Genomic DNA, 16,246 nt, shown 5'->3' on the forward strand with positions numbered 1-16,246 from the left:
CGAGCGTGACTTACGCTTTTGGCGCCAACCACGAGTCTTCGGCTTCAATACCGTCCGGAACCCAGGTCCATACGATTTTTTCGTAGGTGATACCGATGTCTTCCATATGGCCCATTTGTTTGAACTCAGGGTTCAACACGTTCGGAACCCAAGTGTGGGCCGAAACGAGCACGGCATTGCTCAGGGTGATGGTGTAGTACTTTTCTTCGGTGCCTTTAGGCGAGATCCGATAAAACTCCAGCACAACGGACTTGAGCTGCTCGCCGGAAGTTAGAGCTTGCAGCAGCTTTGGAGAAGACTTGTCGATTTCCTTGGTCAGGGTCATGCCCTGGTGGACACGCTTACCGGCCGGCAGCCCGGTTTGCGGGTTTTTGGGAATATCGATCAGGTGTTCGACGGCCTGTACAAGGATCATTCCTTCATGACCGGTAACAGTGCTGGAACCTTCGATCTTGCCTTGGTTCTGGCCTTCGATACTCAAGTAACATGGCATTGGCATAACAGGTACTCCGGGTTAAATCAGTTAGGTTCCAAACACCGATCAGAACACTTGGCCCTGGCTCGCGGCGTTGAATCCATCGTATGAAATTACCGAGTCAATGACCCTCGGGTGAACACCTGAATGGGTGCAATTGAGGCACCCATTCAGTCTGCAAATCAGCTCTTGTCGAGCTTGCCCACCAGCGAAAGCGTGAAAGAAGCGCCCATGTACTTGAAGTGCGGACGAACCTTCAAACCCACGCGGTACCAGCCTGGATCCCCTTCAACATCACTGACCGTAATGTCTGCCTGACGCAATGGACGGCGGCTGCGCACGCCGGCTGCCGGGTTGTCCATGTCAGCCACGTATTGGCGAATCCAGGTGTTGAGTTCCGACTCCAGGTCGCCACGCTCTTTCCAGGTGCCGATGTTTTCGCGCTGGATGACTTTGATGTAGTGCGCCAGGCGACTGACCACAAAGATGTAAGGCAGCTGGGTGCCGAGCTTGTAGTTGAGTTCGGCCTCTTTGCCTTCCTTGTCATTGCCAAAGTACTTGGGTTTCTGGCACGAGTTGGCAGAGAAGAATGCTGCGTTATCGGTGTTCTTGCGCATGGTCAGTGCGATAAAGCCCTGTTCAGCCAACTCGAATTCGCGGCGCTCGGAGATAAGCACTTCGGTCGGGATCTTGGTCTGGGTTTCACCCATCGCTTCGTAGTTGTAGACAGGCAGATCGCCAACCGTACCGCCACCCTGCGGACCAATAACGTTGGCGCACCAGCGATACTGGGCAAAGCTGTCAGAGAGACGGCTAGCGAATGCAAACGCAGCATTGCCCCAGAGAAAGTCCTTGTTCCCGCCACTGACGCTTTCGTTATAGCGGAAGGTTTTTGCCGGGATCGTGTCTTCGCCGTAGGGCGTGCGCAACAGGAAGTGGGGCAACGTCAAACCGACGAAGCGCGAATCGTCACTTTCGCGAAAGGCGTTCCATTTAGTGAACTGCGGGCCCTCAAAGACGGCTTGCAGGTCTTTGAGATTTGGCAGATCGGCAAAGCTGTCGATACCAAAAAACTGAGGGCCTGCCGACGCGATGAAAGGCGTGTGGGACATCGCCGAAATAGCCGCGACTGATTGCAGCAACTTCATGTCCTGCGGCCCAGGATTAAACTCGTAGTTACCAATGATCGAACCAAATGGCTGACCACCGAACTGGCCGAACTCAGCGGTGTACACCGCCTTGTACAGACCCGAGCGAGTGATTTCCGGCGCATCTTCGAAATCTTCGAGTAGCTTTTCCTTGGAGACGCTGAGGATTTCCAGCCTGTTGTTCTCGCGAAAATCAGTACGGTCAACGAGGAACTTCAGCGAGCGCCAGGAAGATTCAAGCTTCTGAAACTTCTCATTGTGAATAATGGCGTCCACCTGACGGCAGAGCTTGGCATCCAGTGTGGCGATCATGTCGTCGATCAGCCCGGCACTGACCTTCTCGGTCTGGCGAGCCGGTTCAAGCAGTTCGGTGACGAAGGCTTCCAACCCTTGACGGGTGACGGCGTAAGCCTCGTCACCGGGCTTGACACGGGTGGCTTCTACCAACTGATCCAGCAGGGAAACCGACTCAACGGCTTGCCCGACGCCGCTCGTTGCCTGGCTTTTTTCTTCACTCATGGGTTACTCCTTGTCCTTGACGCCGAGCTCGGAGAGCAAACGCTCGCGAGCACCGTCATCGTTCATCAAGGCCTGAAGTTGCTTGCGAAATTCAGGCAGGTTGCCCATCGGGCCTTTCAAGGCCTTGAGCGAGTCGCGCAGGGCGATCAGCTGCTGCAGCTCGGGAACCTGGGCAACAATGGCGTCAGGTTCGAAGTCGCGAATTGACTGGAAGGTCAACGAAACGGGTATCTGCTCATCTGCCGGCGCGTTTTCCGACAGCCGATTGGGCACCGCCAGTTGCAGACTCAGGTTCTGCCCTTTGAGCACGTCGGTGAAGTTGTCCTTATCGACGCGAATCGGCTTGATGTCCTCAACTGGCGTATCGTCATCACGCAAGGTGAAATCCCCAATTACCAGCTGCTTCAAGGGCAGTTCAACCTGCTCTTGAGCGCCGCCGGTGTCGGAGCTGTAAACAATATTGACGCGCTCTTTTGGCGCGACCGAACCTTCACTAGCCATTCATTCCCACTCCTGTTACCGGGCACGCTCAACGCTGCCGTTGAAAAACTCATGGCATGGATATGCACATGTCTGTCGGGCATTGCATGTGACTTGTTTCAATTGGCCTGCGGGCTGGCCAGGCGCCAGAACGCAGGCAAATCCATTGCTGCCAGTTGCTGCGTCCACGCTGTTTTAGAACCGCCGTCTTCATAGCTCATCGCCAACTCCAGCAAGGGGCGCACAAGATCGGGCTCCCAGCGGTCCAACCCTTGCTCGGTTGCTTCCTGCAGCAGGACATCAACCGCGACTTGCAGCCGGGCATGAGGATCAAATCGCTTGAGCAAAAAACATTGAGCGCAGCGCAGACGAAACCGGTCTCGGCCGCTGCTGACCTCACGCAGGTTGTCCTGCAGGTGGTTCAGCGCGCTACTCAGCTGACCGTCGGCGGCGCCTTGGGCCGCTCCTTCAATCAGGGTTTGCACGGCATCAGTACCACCCGAACGTGTCGCAGGCGCCAAGCCTTCCAGCCAACTGCGCGTCGCGCCATCGGCAAACGGTTGGTCGTTGGCGAAAGTCAATTCCGCGAGTGTCGGCAGCCGCGCCAGCAAATGCCGGGTTTCTAGCGCGAGACTTATGGCGGCCTGCACCGCTCCCGCGCCAAGGCGCGAGAGTGCCAAGTGACTGGCTCGATTGAGGTCCAGCCAGAATGGATAGGTGTTGAGTCGGCCCTCGCAAAAGCGCACGACATCCAATGGCTCGCCGATGCTCTGCAAGCGATTGAAACTCTCGACCTCAGCCCCGGAGGGCGCTGGCAAACGGGTTGTGGTGCCTTGTGCAGGCGGCGCCTGCTCCAAAGTCATCCAGGCCAATTGGCGATTCAGGCGAAACAACAACGGCAGCGTTGCCTTGGACTCTAGACAAAAACCCACCAGAGGCATCAGCGAGGTGAAGACACCGGTGACTGCATTTTCTACCGCTTCATCGCCTTCCAGGCTGCCCAAGGGCTGAGCAGCTGCCAGTGTCGGCGGTTCCTTGCCGACCGGCGTTGCGGGCTTTATGACCGGTGCCTGAACCGGTTCAGGTGGTGCCGAAACCACCTCGGGTGATGCAACCGTCGACACGATTGCCGCCTCTACAGGGAGCTGTGAAAGACGACGACGCAACGCAAAGAAGCTCGGCCCTTCTGCATCACGGTCACGCCACTGAGTGTCTATCGCGTCCCAGTCTTCAAGCAGCGCCGCCAATTGCTCACCGGGCACAGGCTCAAAGCTTTCCTCGATTTTGGCGGTAAGCCACTCAAGCATCCATTCGGCCTGATTTCGTCGGGCACGCAGCCTGGCGGGAGGTGGCGTGAGGGTGTCCCAGTACAGTTCAAGCATCTCGCGCAAGACGTGCACGCCAGTAACCAGGCCGGGTATGCCTCTGATTGTGGTCCAGGCACATAACAGCCAGACCGCAGCATTGATATCTTTACCCTCAACGCGAAGAACATGAGTGCAGGATTCGGCAACAGCGTGCCAATCAACTCCGGTATCGGCGTGGATATTGGTCAGCTTCTCAAGCTCAGCTTGCGCCCGTGCAAAAGCAGCGCTCTCACGGGGATTAGCACCCGATGGGCTAGTCACACTAATGGCTAACGAGCCTAAATCTTGATCCTGGTAACTCATACGTTATTCCTGCGACACCACAACTACTGAGTACAACGTCATATGCGCAAAAAATGCCGTCGATGCCTTTACTCTTACAAATCAAACCGTCTTGCTCATCAGTGGTATAACAATGATCTATTCGCCCTGCTGGCACTATCAGGCGAACACCTGACTTGGTTGGACTATTCATTATTTTTCGGTAATAAACTCGCTGAACCAAAGGCAACCCTTTACCTGTTGTTGAGGAAATTTATCAGACCGCTGCCGCATGGCTTGACCTTGCGTTGCAGTTTTTGAACTTTATTTAAAAATCACTGTATCTCTAGCCGGATGCCTAGACAGCACCACCGCATTCCCCGTACATTGCGAACAGCGCGATCGCACAAGGAGATAACCGCCGCCTTTTCGCGACTGGGCCTGGCACGGATTCGCAGCCCCCCGTACCACAATCAATGAGTCACAAAAACTTGATCGTCTGATCAGCTGTTAATTTATGAATAAATCAACGCTCATTGAATCCTTAAGCCAAGCCCGTGCATCGCAGAGCCCCGATCACTTCGATGTCAGCGCTGAGCCCGCTGCCAATCAGTTGCTGGCATGGCGTCGTCGTGTCGGACATGTGATCGACGTTCTTCCGTCATCCAGCGCAGTGAGCCAGCCCTTCAACGCATCCATTGACCGTTACGACCTCGGTGACCGGATTTTCAGCGATTGTGCCAGCGACCATCTGGTGCTTGATCGCTCGGTCTCGCGTATTTCCACGGACAATAAGCGGGACTACGTGTTTCAGGTGTATACCGAAGGCGGTATCGAATGCATTCAGGGGGCGGGTCTGGAAAGCCGCAATCCTGGACTTGCCAGTATCATGGCTCTGGACCTGAATCAGCCGATACGCATGCACCGCAGCCGTTGCCGGGTACTGAGCTTTTTTGCCCCCCGTCATATCGTTGAACCGGTGCTGCCCAATGCCGAGTCCATCCATGGCCGCGTCTTCGAAAGTAACAACCCGCTGACCCGACTGATAGTTGAGCACGCAGTTGCATTGGCCAAAGGTCTGGCGAGCATGAATGAACGTGAAGCCACGCGAGCGTTCGATACAACTGTCCAGTTGATGCTTGGATCCTTTGCCAAGCAGGCAAAACTGAGTGGGAACGTTCGGGCTGCAGCACGCAGTGCAATTTTTGACCAAGCCAGACGCTATGTAAAAGAGAACCTGTATCAGCCTTGGTTAACGCCAGAAAGTGTGCTGGTCAAACTTCAACTTCCACGCGCGACGTTGTATCGCCTGTTCCAACATGAAGGCGGACTGGGCCGGTACATTATCAACTGCCGTTTGCGTGAAGCCGCCGACGAACTAGTGCGCTATCCCAACAGACAGATTATTGAAATCGCCTACAGTCTGGGATTTAACAGCCCTTCAGACTTCACCCGAGCGTTCCGTCGACACTATGATATGTCACCACAAGACCATCGCTTTGTGGCGCTTCAGAAACTGGATAAATGCTTATAGCCTCTGCCGGACTGGCTCAACTGCATCACGTTCATTGCCCGTCACGGGAAACGCTTTCAAAGCAAACAAACTAATCAGCATCGCACCCAGCAAGTACCATGCAGGCGCCATCGGATTATGCGTAACACTGATCAGCCAAGTGACAAAAAACGGACTGAACGCTCCAAAAATAGTCACACCAAGGCTGTAAACCAGTGACATGCCCATGCCACGACAATGCAGTGGAAATGACTCCATGATCATCACAGTAGTCACACCATTGTTTCCCATCGCCACAACCGCATAAACGGCGATTATCAGAAGCGATAGCCCTTCGCCGACACCCTCAGTCAAAGCAAGAAATACGGGGTAAACGGACCCGATACTCACGAGCATCGTCACATACTGAGCAGGTTTTCGCTGACGATAACGATCCGCGACGCGCGCAAATAAAGGTGCGGCAATGAATAGCATCGCACTCGCCAGGCACGATGAAAGCAGGCTGATGGTGGGCGACATCCCTAGGTTTCGCGTCAGATAGGTGGGCATGTACAACACCATCAAATAAATGCTTGCCGTGGGTGAAGCCATTAGCAATATCCCGAGAAGAAGCGGAGAGCGATGCAGGTTAAACAAAACTTTAAAAGAGGGCCTCGGGACAACAGGCTGTACGTTTTCGATCATAGTGCGTCGAATCCACCAGCCGATCGGACCAATCAATAATCCCAAAATGAAAGGGATACGCCAGCCCCAGGCCATTAACTGTTCAGGTGTCAGCAAAGAAGTAGTGCAAGCGCCCACCAGAGCACCTACCAGCGCCGCCGCAGCCTGACTGGCAGAGCGCCAACTGACCAAATAGCAGCGTTTCCCCGCAGGGGCCAACTCCATCAAGACCGCAGAAGCAACGCCAATCTCGCCACCGGCGGCAAAACCCTGCAGCAAACGAGCGATGACGATAAGCAACGTGGCTGAAACGCCAATCGACTCATAAGTCGGCATGAATGCAATCAGTGCTGTGCCTGAAGCCATCAGCAGATTGGACATATTCAGGCCTGCTTTGCGACCTTTGCTGTCCGCGATATGACCGATCACCAAGGCCCCCAATGGCCTCATGGTGAAACCGATGCCGAAAGTCAGTAGCGAAAAAAGCAGAGAAGAGAGCGAACTTTCTGCTGGAAAAAAAAGTTTTCCTATGATCACGGCTGAGAAGCTGTAAACGGTGAAATCGTATATCACCAGGCCGTTACCGATCACGATCGCGAAGACGGTGGTTTTTCTGGTGGTTGCAGATAGATGAGCGGAGAGAGAGGTCGGCATAGGCAGTAGGATCTCTTTAGGTAACTAACGTAATCTTGTAAAATCGTACCGTGAACAAAGGATCGAAACACCGCCTGCCACGATCAACATAATGGCTTATCAAAATATCCGCATCAATAAAAATCAAATGTTATTTTTCCCATACGTCGGTACCAAAAGGACAGGTATTAATGTTATCAGTTTCGTCTGATAACATACCGAGCAGTTAGGCATGCGTGCTTTAGGAGGTCTGAATTTCGCAAAATACCCTTTCGCGCCACATGCATTCAAATTTCCTGTGCAGCGCGAAACGTCATGAAGGTCGAACTGAACTTTCCGATTTAAGCACGGCTCAGAGTCGCCGACGCGCAAAAAATCCACCAGGTTTCAAAATAAGTGCTCCGACATGGGTAGTCAGAATCTAACGTTAGCGTTACTTACACATTGGCATTGGCATTGGCATTGGCATTGGCATTGGCATTCGCAGACGGTACTGTCTTTACGGCCTCCCCCTGTGTCAGCCTACCTGTCGCCCCGTTGATTGACTCAACCACTCAAGGGGCGAAGGTATTTAGCAATGGCAATTCGTTATGGCGCTGAGTTTAAAGACTGGGCCGTTCAAAAGATGATGCAGCCCCTAAAAGATCTGTGGCAGAGCTCGCCGCTGCCACCGGTGGTACCCCGCAAGCGCTTCGCCACTGGAGAAAAATGGCTATAAATCAATTGCTCTGCCAGGCGCGATGCAGGTCAACAACGTGCAGACCTATCATGCTGCGGGTCTGGCGGGGATTGGACTGATTGGGCCGGTTATCTGGCCCTTGCGCACCACATCAAAAGCGGCGATCTGGTGGAAATTCTGCCCGATCTACGACCCGAGCCGCTATCGGCGTCGCTCGTAGTCGCGCATCGGCGTAACCTTTCCCCACGCGTCCGAGCCTTCATGACTTGGATTGAGAGTGTATTGGAACCCTATTTTGATTAGCTAGATGCGCCAACATGTGACCTAGTCACATGCCTAACCGCAGCTGCCTACAAGATGGGTTCGCCATACGCTTCCCCCGGACGTACGCACTTAAGCTCGTCTGGCAGTAGCCAGTACGACGGCTGCCCCGAGCATCATGCCCCCCGTTACGCGATTGAGGATCGACAATTTCCGTTCCGAAGGGTGCAGAGATCGAATGATGCTGCCAGCGAAGGCCCAGCTCATAGCCGCGACGAACTCAACCGCAACGTAGATTGCGCTGTGAACGACGAACTGGGCAGCAAAGGAGGCGCCAGCATCAGAAACAATGAATTGGGGAACAAAAGCAGTAAAGAGCAAGATCGCCTTGGGGTTGGTCACGGCAGTCACGAACTCTCGGCGTGCCAACGAGTAGGCATCGACAGGACGCACTAAGCCCGAAACCCCATCTTCGTGACAGTCACGGCCTATCATCATTTTTACGCCGAGATAGGCGAGATAAAGGACACCTGCCCACTTAAGAAACTGGAAAGCGGGTTCAGACGCTTCGAGCAATGCGCCCAAACCGACAATCACCACCGCGATCACAAACGCCATACACCTACCTGACAGAGCGACCACTGCAGGTATCAAACCTAGCCTGCTGCCGTTTGCGAATGCAAGCAGGTTGTTGGCGCCTGGTGAGACGGCAACGATTGCTGCTGCGCGAAGAAACAGAAGGACTTGGGCTAGGGTCATCATTGTAACCTCGGCATCGGCAATGTTTAATTCTAGCCAAGACTTGCCATACCTCAATGGAGATCAGGCCTATTTCGCATATATAGCGACTATTCTTTGGCGCCTAAATATGGATCTGAGCGAGACAACAGTCGAATTATCATAAGGCGATACGTCCCTTTCTGCGGAGGATACTTATGTTCAGTCACGTGCATGTAGGAGCTAGGGATCTTGAATGCTTGATTGCCTTTTACGACGCCTTGCTGGCGAAAGACATATAACCTCCTCTGGAACGAGTAGCGCCCTAGAAGGCACCACCCTAGATGGATTTGGAATCAAACCGTCGAGCCCTTCATGATGAAGTCATGACATTCTAAAGCCAGCTCATAGGTACCAGTTTTTCCCGTTCCGCCATTCTTCTACAAGGACAGCACCCTCTAATCCCGACCAAATTTCATCGTCAGCGTGGTTAAGCACCATGGCCTGAAGTCTTCCGGAGGCCAGTACTGTCTCCTCACTGAGCAAATTGAAAACCTTACGAACGGCCTCGCGATCTTCGTCCATGAATAACTCAGAAGGCTTGACAGTCTCAACTATCGTTCTGTTCGGAAAGTGAACCTGGCTAGGTTAGTCATAAACTAACAGATGAGGAGCTGGATGATCGGGGGTCCGCATGAATAGCTTTTGAAGGGCGACAGTCACAGCCACGTGATAAGCGAGCCAATTTGCCCCACTGCCCACCTCCCATAAAAAATCCTTCCGGGTCCCTCGCAACACCCTCACAGTTAGCTCAGTGAGGTTTTAGTGCTATGACGAGATGTATCTGAAGACTTCAACGCTCATACCGCGAGCGGCCCGCCCCCACACCGGGCAACGCTAAGAGCGTAGCGAGCCGGTCGCTGTTCCATCACCTCAGTCGTCGAAACCCTGATCACCAGTTCGTCCTGCGAGAAAAGCGTTGCTCTAAAACCGATTTATAGACTTCTCACCATAAGCTATCGACCTTCTGCACCATGACCTCGTAGATGATAAAGTGTTGTGACGTTTGCCGCCCTCCGGTGTATCCCATACCTGAATTCAATATGTGCAAACTGTATTAAGAACTGAGCACCAGCACGCTTACCCCATGCCAGTCAATTCAGAATTCACCTACGGTTGTGCGAATCGCAGCCATCAACGCATCGGCCGTCGGTGAGTGCAGCCCATTAGCCCTCATGATCAGCCCAATCGGGCGGAAAGTGTTTGTCAGCTTCACCGATAGCCTGACAAGGTCAGACGATGAAATTTCGTGCTCCAACTGGTGTTCTGATACAACCGCCAGCATAGGAGTGCGCATCAACAAGCCTCGGATTATTGCCAGATCCCCGGTCTCGACCACCGCTACCGGCGCTTCATATCCTGTTCGGTGAAAATTCCCTTCGAAGAGCTCTCTGGCGGGCGAAAGCGCGCGAGGTAATATCCAATGCGCATGTATGAGGTCCTCGATTTCAAGAGCCTTCCCGAGAAACGGATGGCCGGGGCCTGCCACCACGACCATCTCCTCGGTCAGCAACTCCTCTCCCGCCAGATCACTGGCATAGCTAGCGGGCCGTAGTGCGCCAAAGATGAAATCGAGATCGCCCGCCCTTAACTCAAGTGCAAGCACGTCGAAAGGACTTTCGTTAGTAACTACTCGTATGCCCGGGTGCATGGATAGCAACCGAGCAATCGCCTCTGGCAAGATTCGCGTTCGTCCGAGAGGCAATGCGCCAATGCATACCGTGCCGTGCATCGACGCGTGATAGTGCGGTACGAGTCTGACCTGCTACCGATTCATGTTCATCGCCTACAGATGCAAGCCGCAATTGCATATCGAATGTACGCTTAGAAGGGATGGCGTATAGGAATGCTGCTTTTCGTCTCATGTACCTGATGACTGAGGCGTGTCGACGTCAGCTTTCAGGCGTGGATCTGAAGGATGAGACGAAGATACCTTCACTAGGTGCGAGCGGTAATGGCAATTTTCTTTTGGGGTGTGCCAATAACGCCTAGGCTTGGTGTCATCGCCCCCCTCCTCCCAGCTTTGCAGGCAGGCTAGCTTAATATCGTCGGTAAATGCCGGCAAGAAAAGCAGATGCGACGTCAGGCGTCGCATCTGCAATTTCGATCAGCTTACAGTGTCGCTGCGATTTTCTTTGCAGCTGCTTCGCTTACCCAGCCATGCCAGATTTCCGGATGCTCCTTGAAGAAAATCTTGGCCAGCTTCGGAGAGTCGATATGCTCCTTGGTCATTCGCGCCAGGTTCTGGTTGAGCAAGTCGATGGGCAGATTAACCTTCTCTAAAACCGCTACCAGCTCTGGTGCCTGCTCGTGAAAGGCTTTCGACAACCCGACCTGAATACTGATTTTCTTGTCGACACCAGGCTTCTCTTCCAGCTTCACCAGATCGACTTGTCCCATTAAAGGCGTCGGAGTCCAGTAGTAGAAAAGGATTGGTTCCGCACGCTTGTAGCTCGACAGCACGGCCGCATCCAGAGCCGGACCGGTGCCGGGGCGGAAGTTGGTGTAACTCCCTTCGAGACCATAGCTTTTCAGCATCTCGGTATTTTCAAGCTCACAGGTCCAGCCGGCCGGGCAGTTATAAAAGCGTCCTTTGCCCGGTTCCTCCTGATCCTTGAACAGCTCGGTATAGCGGGTCAGGTCGGCAATTTTTTTGAGGTCAGGCGCCTTGGCTTTGATATTGCGTTTGGCATCCCCCTCGACTAGATATCGGGGGACATACCAGCCCTCAGTCGCACCAATGATCGGCGCGCCAACGCCAACAACTTTTCCGCTTTGGGCCGCCTTGTTCCAGACCTCACTTCGCCCCACCCACTCTTCGGCCAGAACCTGGATGTCGTTGCTGCTCAACGCACTTTCCATGGTGATGGAGTTCCCCGGAATGGTGTCGACCTGGCAGCCGTACCCTTCCTTGAGAATCGTCTGTAATACATCGGTCAGGAGCATGCCACTCTCCCAATTGAGTCCGGCAAATTTCACAGGCTTGCCTGAATCACACCAACCAGCAGCGTAGGTCGAGGCGCTACCCATTACCAACCCCATAGACAGCAGACAAGCCTTCACGCTGTTTTTCATCGTCATCATCGGCGCTCCTATGCACTGAAATAATCAAACCAGGTGTGGGCAGATGTCAGCAAAACAGGCTCAATCAGCAGTGCAGCGGCTGCGAGCGAAAAAGGTCAGGAAGATTTATATATTGTTGGAAACCAGTCTTCGCGTAGCCGTTGGCCGGTCTGCATTTCATGTCCTGGATACGGCGGAGATGTACGCCCCGGCCGCTCCAGGTAACGAATATCATCACCTACCCAACGCAACGAGAGCACGCGCCGCCGCTGCGCTGCCCCATTACCCCTGGCGCCGTGCACGGTACGAAAATCGAAAAGCACGGCGTCCCCCGGCTGCATTTCCCACTCCAGCACCGGCATTCCTTCTTCGGCATCAGGATCAGGGGCGTCCCGGTAACCCTCGGCACCTTTGTAGAAATCACTTTGATCAGCCCAGTGCACCGGCCTGATCCCTTTCTCCCAGCGATGCGAACCGGGCAGCAGCCTCAACGTCGATTCACGTACCGGATCGACAGGAATCCAGAAGCTTACAGACTGGCTGCCGTCGAGAAAGTAATACGGAATATCCTGATGCCAGGGTGTCGCTTTCTGCGCACCAGGCTCCTTTACCAGGACATGGTCGTGAAAGAACTGTGCGCTAGAGGATCGCATCACCTGGGCGGCAATCGAAGCAGCGGGCGACTCCTCAACCATCTCACGAAAGCCCTCGATGCGCTCCCAGTTGCAGTAGTCGTCGAAAAAACCACCTGATGCATCGCCCTGCTCGACATACCGGCTCGCATAAACACCAGGCTCGGCGAGATTCTGCTCGATGCCCGCTGCGATCCGGTCTATCCAGCCACTGAAAATGCCCCTTAGGCACACCGCGCCATCGCGCTGAAAAGCTTCGATGTCCTGTTGATCAACGGTGTATTCACTGTGCGTCATGACCTGAGACTCCCTGGAAAAAAGGTGGGCACAGGACAAATATTCCATGAGTATCAGTTAAGATAAAATAATATGTATTGATTTATCACCCAAGAAAAACTTATGAACTTCACACTCCGACAATTGCGCTATGCAATCGCTGCGGCCAAACACAGCAATCTCACGCTCGCAGCCGAGGAACTGCATGTTTCCCAGCCATCTATATCCACGGCGATTACCGAGCTTGAAGGTCTTTTTGGGCAACCTTTGTTCGTTCGTCAGCGCGGGTTGGGCGTATCGCTGACGCCCTTTGGTCGTACTGTGATGACTCAGGCAAAGCGCGTACTGGCAGAGGCGCAAGGCTTTGCAGACATCGGAAGTGAAGGCAGCGATCTCGCTGGAGAATTGGTAATCGGTTGCTACGCAGACCTGGCACCTTACTGCCTTCCGCAGATCCTCAAGCGTCTCCAACTCGAGTGTCCTCGCGTCTTGGTCGACATGCGCGAAGGTGGTTTTGAATACCTTGGAAAGCGGCTCGGCGAAGGGACATTGGAGCTGGCGCTGACTTACGATCTGGGCCTGCCCCCCCCATACTGAACGCTTGGAACTCTGCCAGTTGACTGCCCACGCGCTGCTGGCCGCCGATCACCCATTAGCCACTGGGTCCCACGTCAGTATGGAGGCACTCAGCGCATGCAATCTGGTGGTGACAGATCAGACTCACAGCTGGCAGCACGTGCTGGATCTGTTCAATATCTTCGGCCTTGTCCCCGAGAACGTCACCCGGGCTCATAGCTTCGAATTTCAGCGCAGTCTGGTAGCCAACGGGTTTGGTGTAGCGCTGACCTATACCAGGCCCTTCGGTGACCGAAGCTACGATGGCTTGCCTCTGGTCTGTCGCCCCATCAAGCAGGTACTTCCTCCCCAGCGAATCGTCCTTGCTTATGACCAGCGTTATCCTCTAACACCTGCGGCCGAAGCATTCAAAGTAAAGGCTCTGGAGTGGTTCTCGGAGCGGCAGACATTTTCATCAATCTAGCGCGGTCCGGCTCAAGCGCCTAGTCACTTCCAGGCATGGTCTGTTGACTCTTCTCGTGGGCACATGCGCTCTCGTCATATGGCGCTCGCTTGCACCTTCCGACTCCAGGGACGGTGCGCGCTTGGCATGCCTGAACAAGGATTTGCCCTATGTGAGCTGCTGCTTTAGCCGCGAGCCAGTGATCTAAAGCACTTGCTGAAACTTTCTGTCTTTGGCCGGCTGCGGTCAAACAATGGGGGCAAAACTGGGGGCACAATTCTATTTTTTCAGGCTGTAACTACCGCCCTAGAGCCTAGTCAAAATGTTTTTCGGACATTTTGACTTGCTGCGAAACATTGACCGCTTAGCGCCCTCCCGCCAACGAGCACCCGGGTTACAACGGGAGCTCGTCGAACGTAATCAAATCAGTGGCAAGCCCGTCAGCACTCGAAGATGGAACATTAGATCGAGCGCAGGGCCCTGCAGACAACCCGCGCGGTAATTTCGAAATTATCCATGGTGAGTCCATCGATTGGCGAAAGACCTTTTAGTCGCTCATGAGGTTTACACAGCGTCCGATATAGCCTCCATGCATCCACATCCGGAGACCGCGTTAATACGGTGAGCACCAACTTGTGCCGTAACGGATCAAGCTGCCAATCGGGAATGCGCTGACCACGATTCCCCAAGCTCAGGGACAGAAGACGTCGAGCCTTGATATCACGATTGATCTGATCGCGAGATTTACCTGCCAGTCTGGCGAAAACCAGCAGCGGCAAGTTACTCGAAGCTTCAAACGTGGCCAACATTTCGGCCCGTTCACGCTGAATGTCAGACACATGAGATTTGTGAGATTTTTCAGTGCGTATTGGAACGGGCACGACAGGCGATTGGTTGAGCCCAATGGGGTCTTTCTCGCTACTGACCAGCATCGTCGATGGGACGGTCGCCGGTGCAAAGCTGCTGCTGTACAGAACGGCATTTCCCTTGGCGTTTTCCAGTGAGGGCAGCGAAGCTGCGCCCTCTAAACGAATGGTCAGGGGAGAACTTGCTGCTTTCGGTTTCCCCTGCCCCCAAAGATCCAATCTATTTGCCCAATCCTGCATCATGGTCCGGCGCTGCTCGACGTATTCCGCGTGATTGTAGGCCGCACTCACCTTGTCCGGATCCGCATGAGAAAGCTGCGCATCGACCCATACCTTGGGGTAGCCAATCTCATTAAGCGCCGTCGAAATCGTCGCCCTCATCCCATGACCGGTCAGTTGGTCGGCATACCCCATTCGACGCAACCCTCCATTCAAGGTGTTCTCGCTAATGCGCTTGCTTAGGTCGCTCCGGTGCGCGAACAAATAACGCTGCGCGGGTACAACTTGGCTCAGCATTTGGCGCACTATTTCAAGCGCCTGAACCGACAATGGCACGATGTAAGGCGGTATGTTCGAAGTCTGCTTCCCCGCCTTGCGCATCCCCATCTGGAGCTGCTTTACCACTTCCGGCGGGATGATCCACAGCCCCCGCTCGAGATCAAACTGGTCGGGTGTCGCCAAGCGCAGCTCGCCGGTACGCACCCCCGTGAGCAACAACAAGCGAAGACCTAGTCGTGTTTGGAGTGCGCCACCATAGGCACGAAGCGCAGCTAGCAACGCAGGTAACTCGTCCATACGGAGAAAAGGATTGTGTGCGACAGGGGGCCTGGGAAGAGCTACCACATCAAGGTCCGATGCGGGATTCTGGTCAAGCCCCTCCACCTTCACCAGGGCGTATCGGAACAATTGCTTGAACCAGGTCCGACATTTTTCCGCTGTCGTTAACGCCTTGCGTTGTTCGATTCCGCTCAGTAAGTGCATCAAGTCGTGGCGATTGATGTCGTAGATGGACCGCCGGCCAAGCGTTGGCAGAACGTCTTTTTTGAAGATTCTCAAAATCTGCGAGAGGGTGCTCTGGCGCCCCTCCTTCAGGCTAAGCCTGCGGAACGCGACCCACTGATCAAATACCGCCTCAAAGGTGTGCTCTGCCGCATTACGCACAGAGCGACGTTGCTGTTTACGATGCTCATAAGGATTGATGCCTTGAGCAACCAAGGCACGCGCCTCATCACGGCGTCCCCGTGCCTCTTTGAGACTGATCTGCGGGTAACTACCCAGGGACATGCGCTTCTGCTTGCCTGCCCAGTAGTACCTGAAATACCAGATCTTTCCCCCGCGGGCCGTCACATTGAGCGCAAGCCCATCCGTATCGCCGAGGGAGTAATCGTTGCCGGTAATTCTGGCTTGCCGAACGGTGGTATCCGAGAGTGCCATAGCGAGCTCCTGATCAGAGTCAGGGCCAGATGCTCATCTCGCTATCCAAGCTGCTCCAGCAACAAACCGATTCAATGCGCGTCCGAATTCAAGACTCTCATTCAGGACTTAAACACACTGGATGGTGCTGGATTTCAGTGATTCCCGCTGGAACGAAAAAAGGACCCGAAGGTCCTTGTTT

13 protein-coding genes and 3 pseudogenes are annotated in these 16,246 nt (G+C 54.2%); 5 read left to right on the forward strand and 11 right to left on the reverse strand.

The window, feature by feature from the left end:
• Positions 1-10: 10 nt before the first annotated feature.
• From CFII64_RS14120 to tssA, 4 genes are all read right to left on the reverse strand, one after another.
• Positions 11-499: an Hcp family type VI secretion system effector gene (locus tag CFII64_RS14120; protein ID WP_020291465.1), complete on the reverse strand. Its 489-nt coding sequence runs from the start codon at positions 497-499 to the stop codon at positions 11-13.
• Between the two features lie 158 nt (positions 500-657).
• Positions 658-2,142: a type VI secretion system contractile sheath large subunit gene (gene tssC, locus CFII64_RS14125; RefSeq protein WP_020291466.1), complete on the reverse strand. Its 1,485-nt coding sequence runs from the start codon at positions 2,140-2,142 to the stop codon at positions 658-660.
• A gap of 3 nt (positions 2,143-2,145) precedes the next feature.
• On the reverse strand, positions 2,146-2,643 hold the full coding sequence (tssB, locus tag CFII64_RS14130) for a type VI secretion system contractile sheath small subunit (RefSeq protein WP_020291467.1): 498 nt from the start codon (positions 2,641-2,643) through the stop codon (positions 2,146-2,148).
• Positions 2,644-2,741: 98 nt separating this feature from the next.
• The gene (gene tssA, locus CFII64_RS14135; RefSeq protein WP_044901388.1) at positions 2,742-4,292 is read right to left on the reverse strand and encodes a type VI secretion system protein TssA; all 1,551 of its coding nucleotides are present in this window, start codon (positions 4,290-4,292) and stop codon (positions 2,742-2,744) included.
• Between the two features lie 475 nt (positions 4,293-4,767).
• On the opposite strand from tssA, the gene CFII64_RS14140 reads away from it, so the two are divergent.
• Positions 4,768-5,784, forward strand: coding sequence for an AraC family transcriptional regulator (locus CFII64_RS14140; protein WP_020291469.1), 1,017 nt, complete (start codon positions 4,768-4,770; stop codon positions 5,782-5,784).
• On the opposite strand, the gene CFII64_RS14145 is transcribed toward CFII64_RS14140, so the two are convergent.
• Positions 5,779-7,080 (reverse strand): MFS transporter, encoded by a 1,302-nt coding sequence (locus tag CFII64_RS14145; protein ID WP_020291470.1) that lies wholly within the window; start codon positions 7,078-7,080, stop codon positions 5,779-5,781. The two genes, CFII64_RS14140 and CFII64_RS14145, sit on opposite strands and share 6 nt — an antisense overlap.
• A gap of 556 nt (positions 7,081-7,636) precedes the next feature.
• Between CFII64_RS14145 and CFII64_RS29780 the strand changes: the two genes are divergently transcribed.
• Together CFII64_RS29780 and CFII64_RS30260 are read left to right on the forward strand one after the other, a co-directional pair.
• Complete coding sequence (locus CFII64_RS29780) at positions 7,637-7,777, forward strand: hypothetical protein (protein ID WP_020291471.1); 141 nt, start codon at positions 7,637-7,639, stop codon at positions 7,775-7,777.
• 37 nt (positions 7,778-7,814) lie between these two features.
• A complete protein-coding gene (locus tag CFII64_RS30260) occupies positions 7,815-7,958 on the forward strand; it encodes a hypothetical protein (protein ID WP_256208091.1) in 144 nt (47 codons plus the stop codon).
• 173 nt (positions 7,959-8,131) lie between these two features.
• Here CFII64_RS30260 and CFII64_RS14150 read toward each other — a convergent pair whose 3' ends face one another.
• The 3 genes and pseudogenes from CFII64_RS14150 to CFII64_RS14160 form a co-directional block, all read right to left on the reverse strand.
• Positions 8,132-8,761: a LysE family translocator gene (locus CFII64_RS14150; protein WP_020291473.1), complete on the reverse strand. Its 630-nt coding sequence runs from the start codon at positions 8,759-8,761 to the stop codon at positions 8,132-8,134.
• A gap of 360 nt (positions 8,762-9,121) precedes the next feature.
• Positions 9,122-9,520, reverse strand: a pseudogene (locus CFII64_RS30540) (DUF3732 domain-containing protein).
• 355 nt (positions 9,521-9,875) lie between these two features.
• Positions 9,876-10,457: a LysR substrate-binding domain-containing protein gene (locus CFII64_RS14160; RefSeq protein ID WP_371106446.1), complete on the reverse strand. Its 582-nt coding sequence runs from the start codon at positions 10,455-10,457 to the stop codon at positions 9,876-9,878.
• A gap of 110 nt (positions 10,458-10,567) precedes the next feature.
• Here CFII64_RS14160 and CFII64_RS29365 point away from each other — a divergent pair.
• Positions 10,568-10,768, forward strand: a pseudogene (locus tag CFII64_RS29365) (ethanolamine ammonia-lyase light chain EutC); the annotation flags it as partial.
• Positions 10,769-10,888: 120 nt separating this feature from the next.
• Here CFII64_RS29365 and CFII64_RS14165 read toward each other — a convergent pair.
• The gene (locus CFII64_RS14165) at positions 10,889-11,857 is read right to left on the reverse strand and encodes an ABC transporter substrate-binding protein (RefSeq protein ID WP_020291476.1); all 969 of its coding nucleotides are present in this window, start codon (positions 11,855-11,857) and stop codon (positions 10,889-10,891) included.
• Positions 11,858-11,955: 98 nt separating this feature from the next.
• Positions 11,956-12,768 carry a phytanoyl-CoA dioxygenase family protein gene (locus tag CFII64_RS14170; RefSeq protein WP_020291477.1) on the reverse strand — a complete coding sequence of 271 codons (813 nt, stop codon included), beginning with the start codon at positions 12,766-12,768 and terminating at the stop codon, positions 11,956-11,958.
• A gap of 102 nt (positions 12,769-12,870) precedes the next feature.
• Here CFII64_RS14170 and CFII64_RS30545 point away from each other — a divergent pair.
• Positions 12,871-13,786: pseudogene (locus tag CFII64_RS30545) on the forward strand (LysR family transcriptional regulator).
• Positions 13,787-14,226: 440 nt separating this feature from the next.
• On the opposite strand, the gene CFII64_RS14180 reads toward CFII64_RS30545, so the two are convergent.
• A complete protein-coding gene (locus CFII64_RS14180) occupies positions 14,227-16,065 on the reverse strand; it encodes an integrase arm-type DNA-binding domain-containing protein (RefSeq protein ID WP_020291478.1) in 1,839 nt (612 codons plus the stop codon).
• Between the last annotated feature and the right edge of the window lie 181 nt (positions 16,066-16,246).

It is taken from the genome of Pseudomonas sp. CFII64, from assembly GCF_000416235.1.
In the GTDB taxonomy this organism is placed as follows: Bacteria; Pseudomonadota; Gammaproteobacteria; order Pseudomonadales; family Pseudomonadaceae; genus Aquipseudomonas.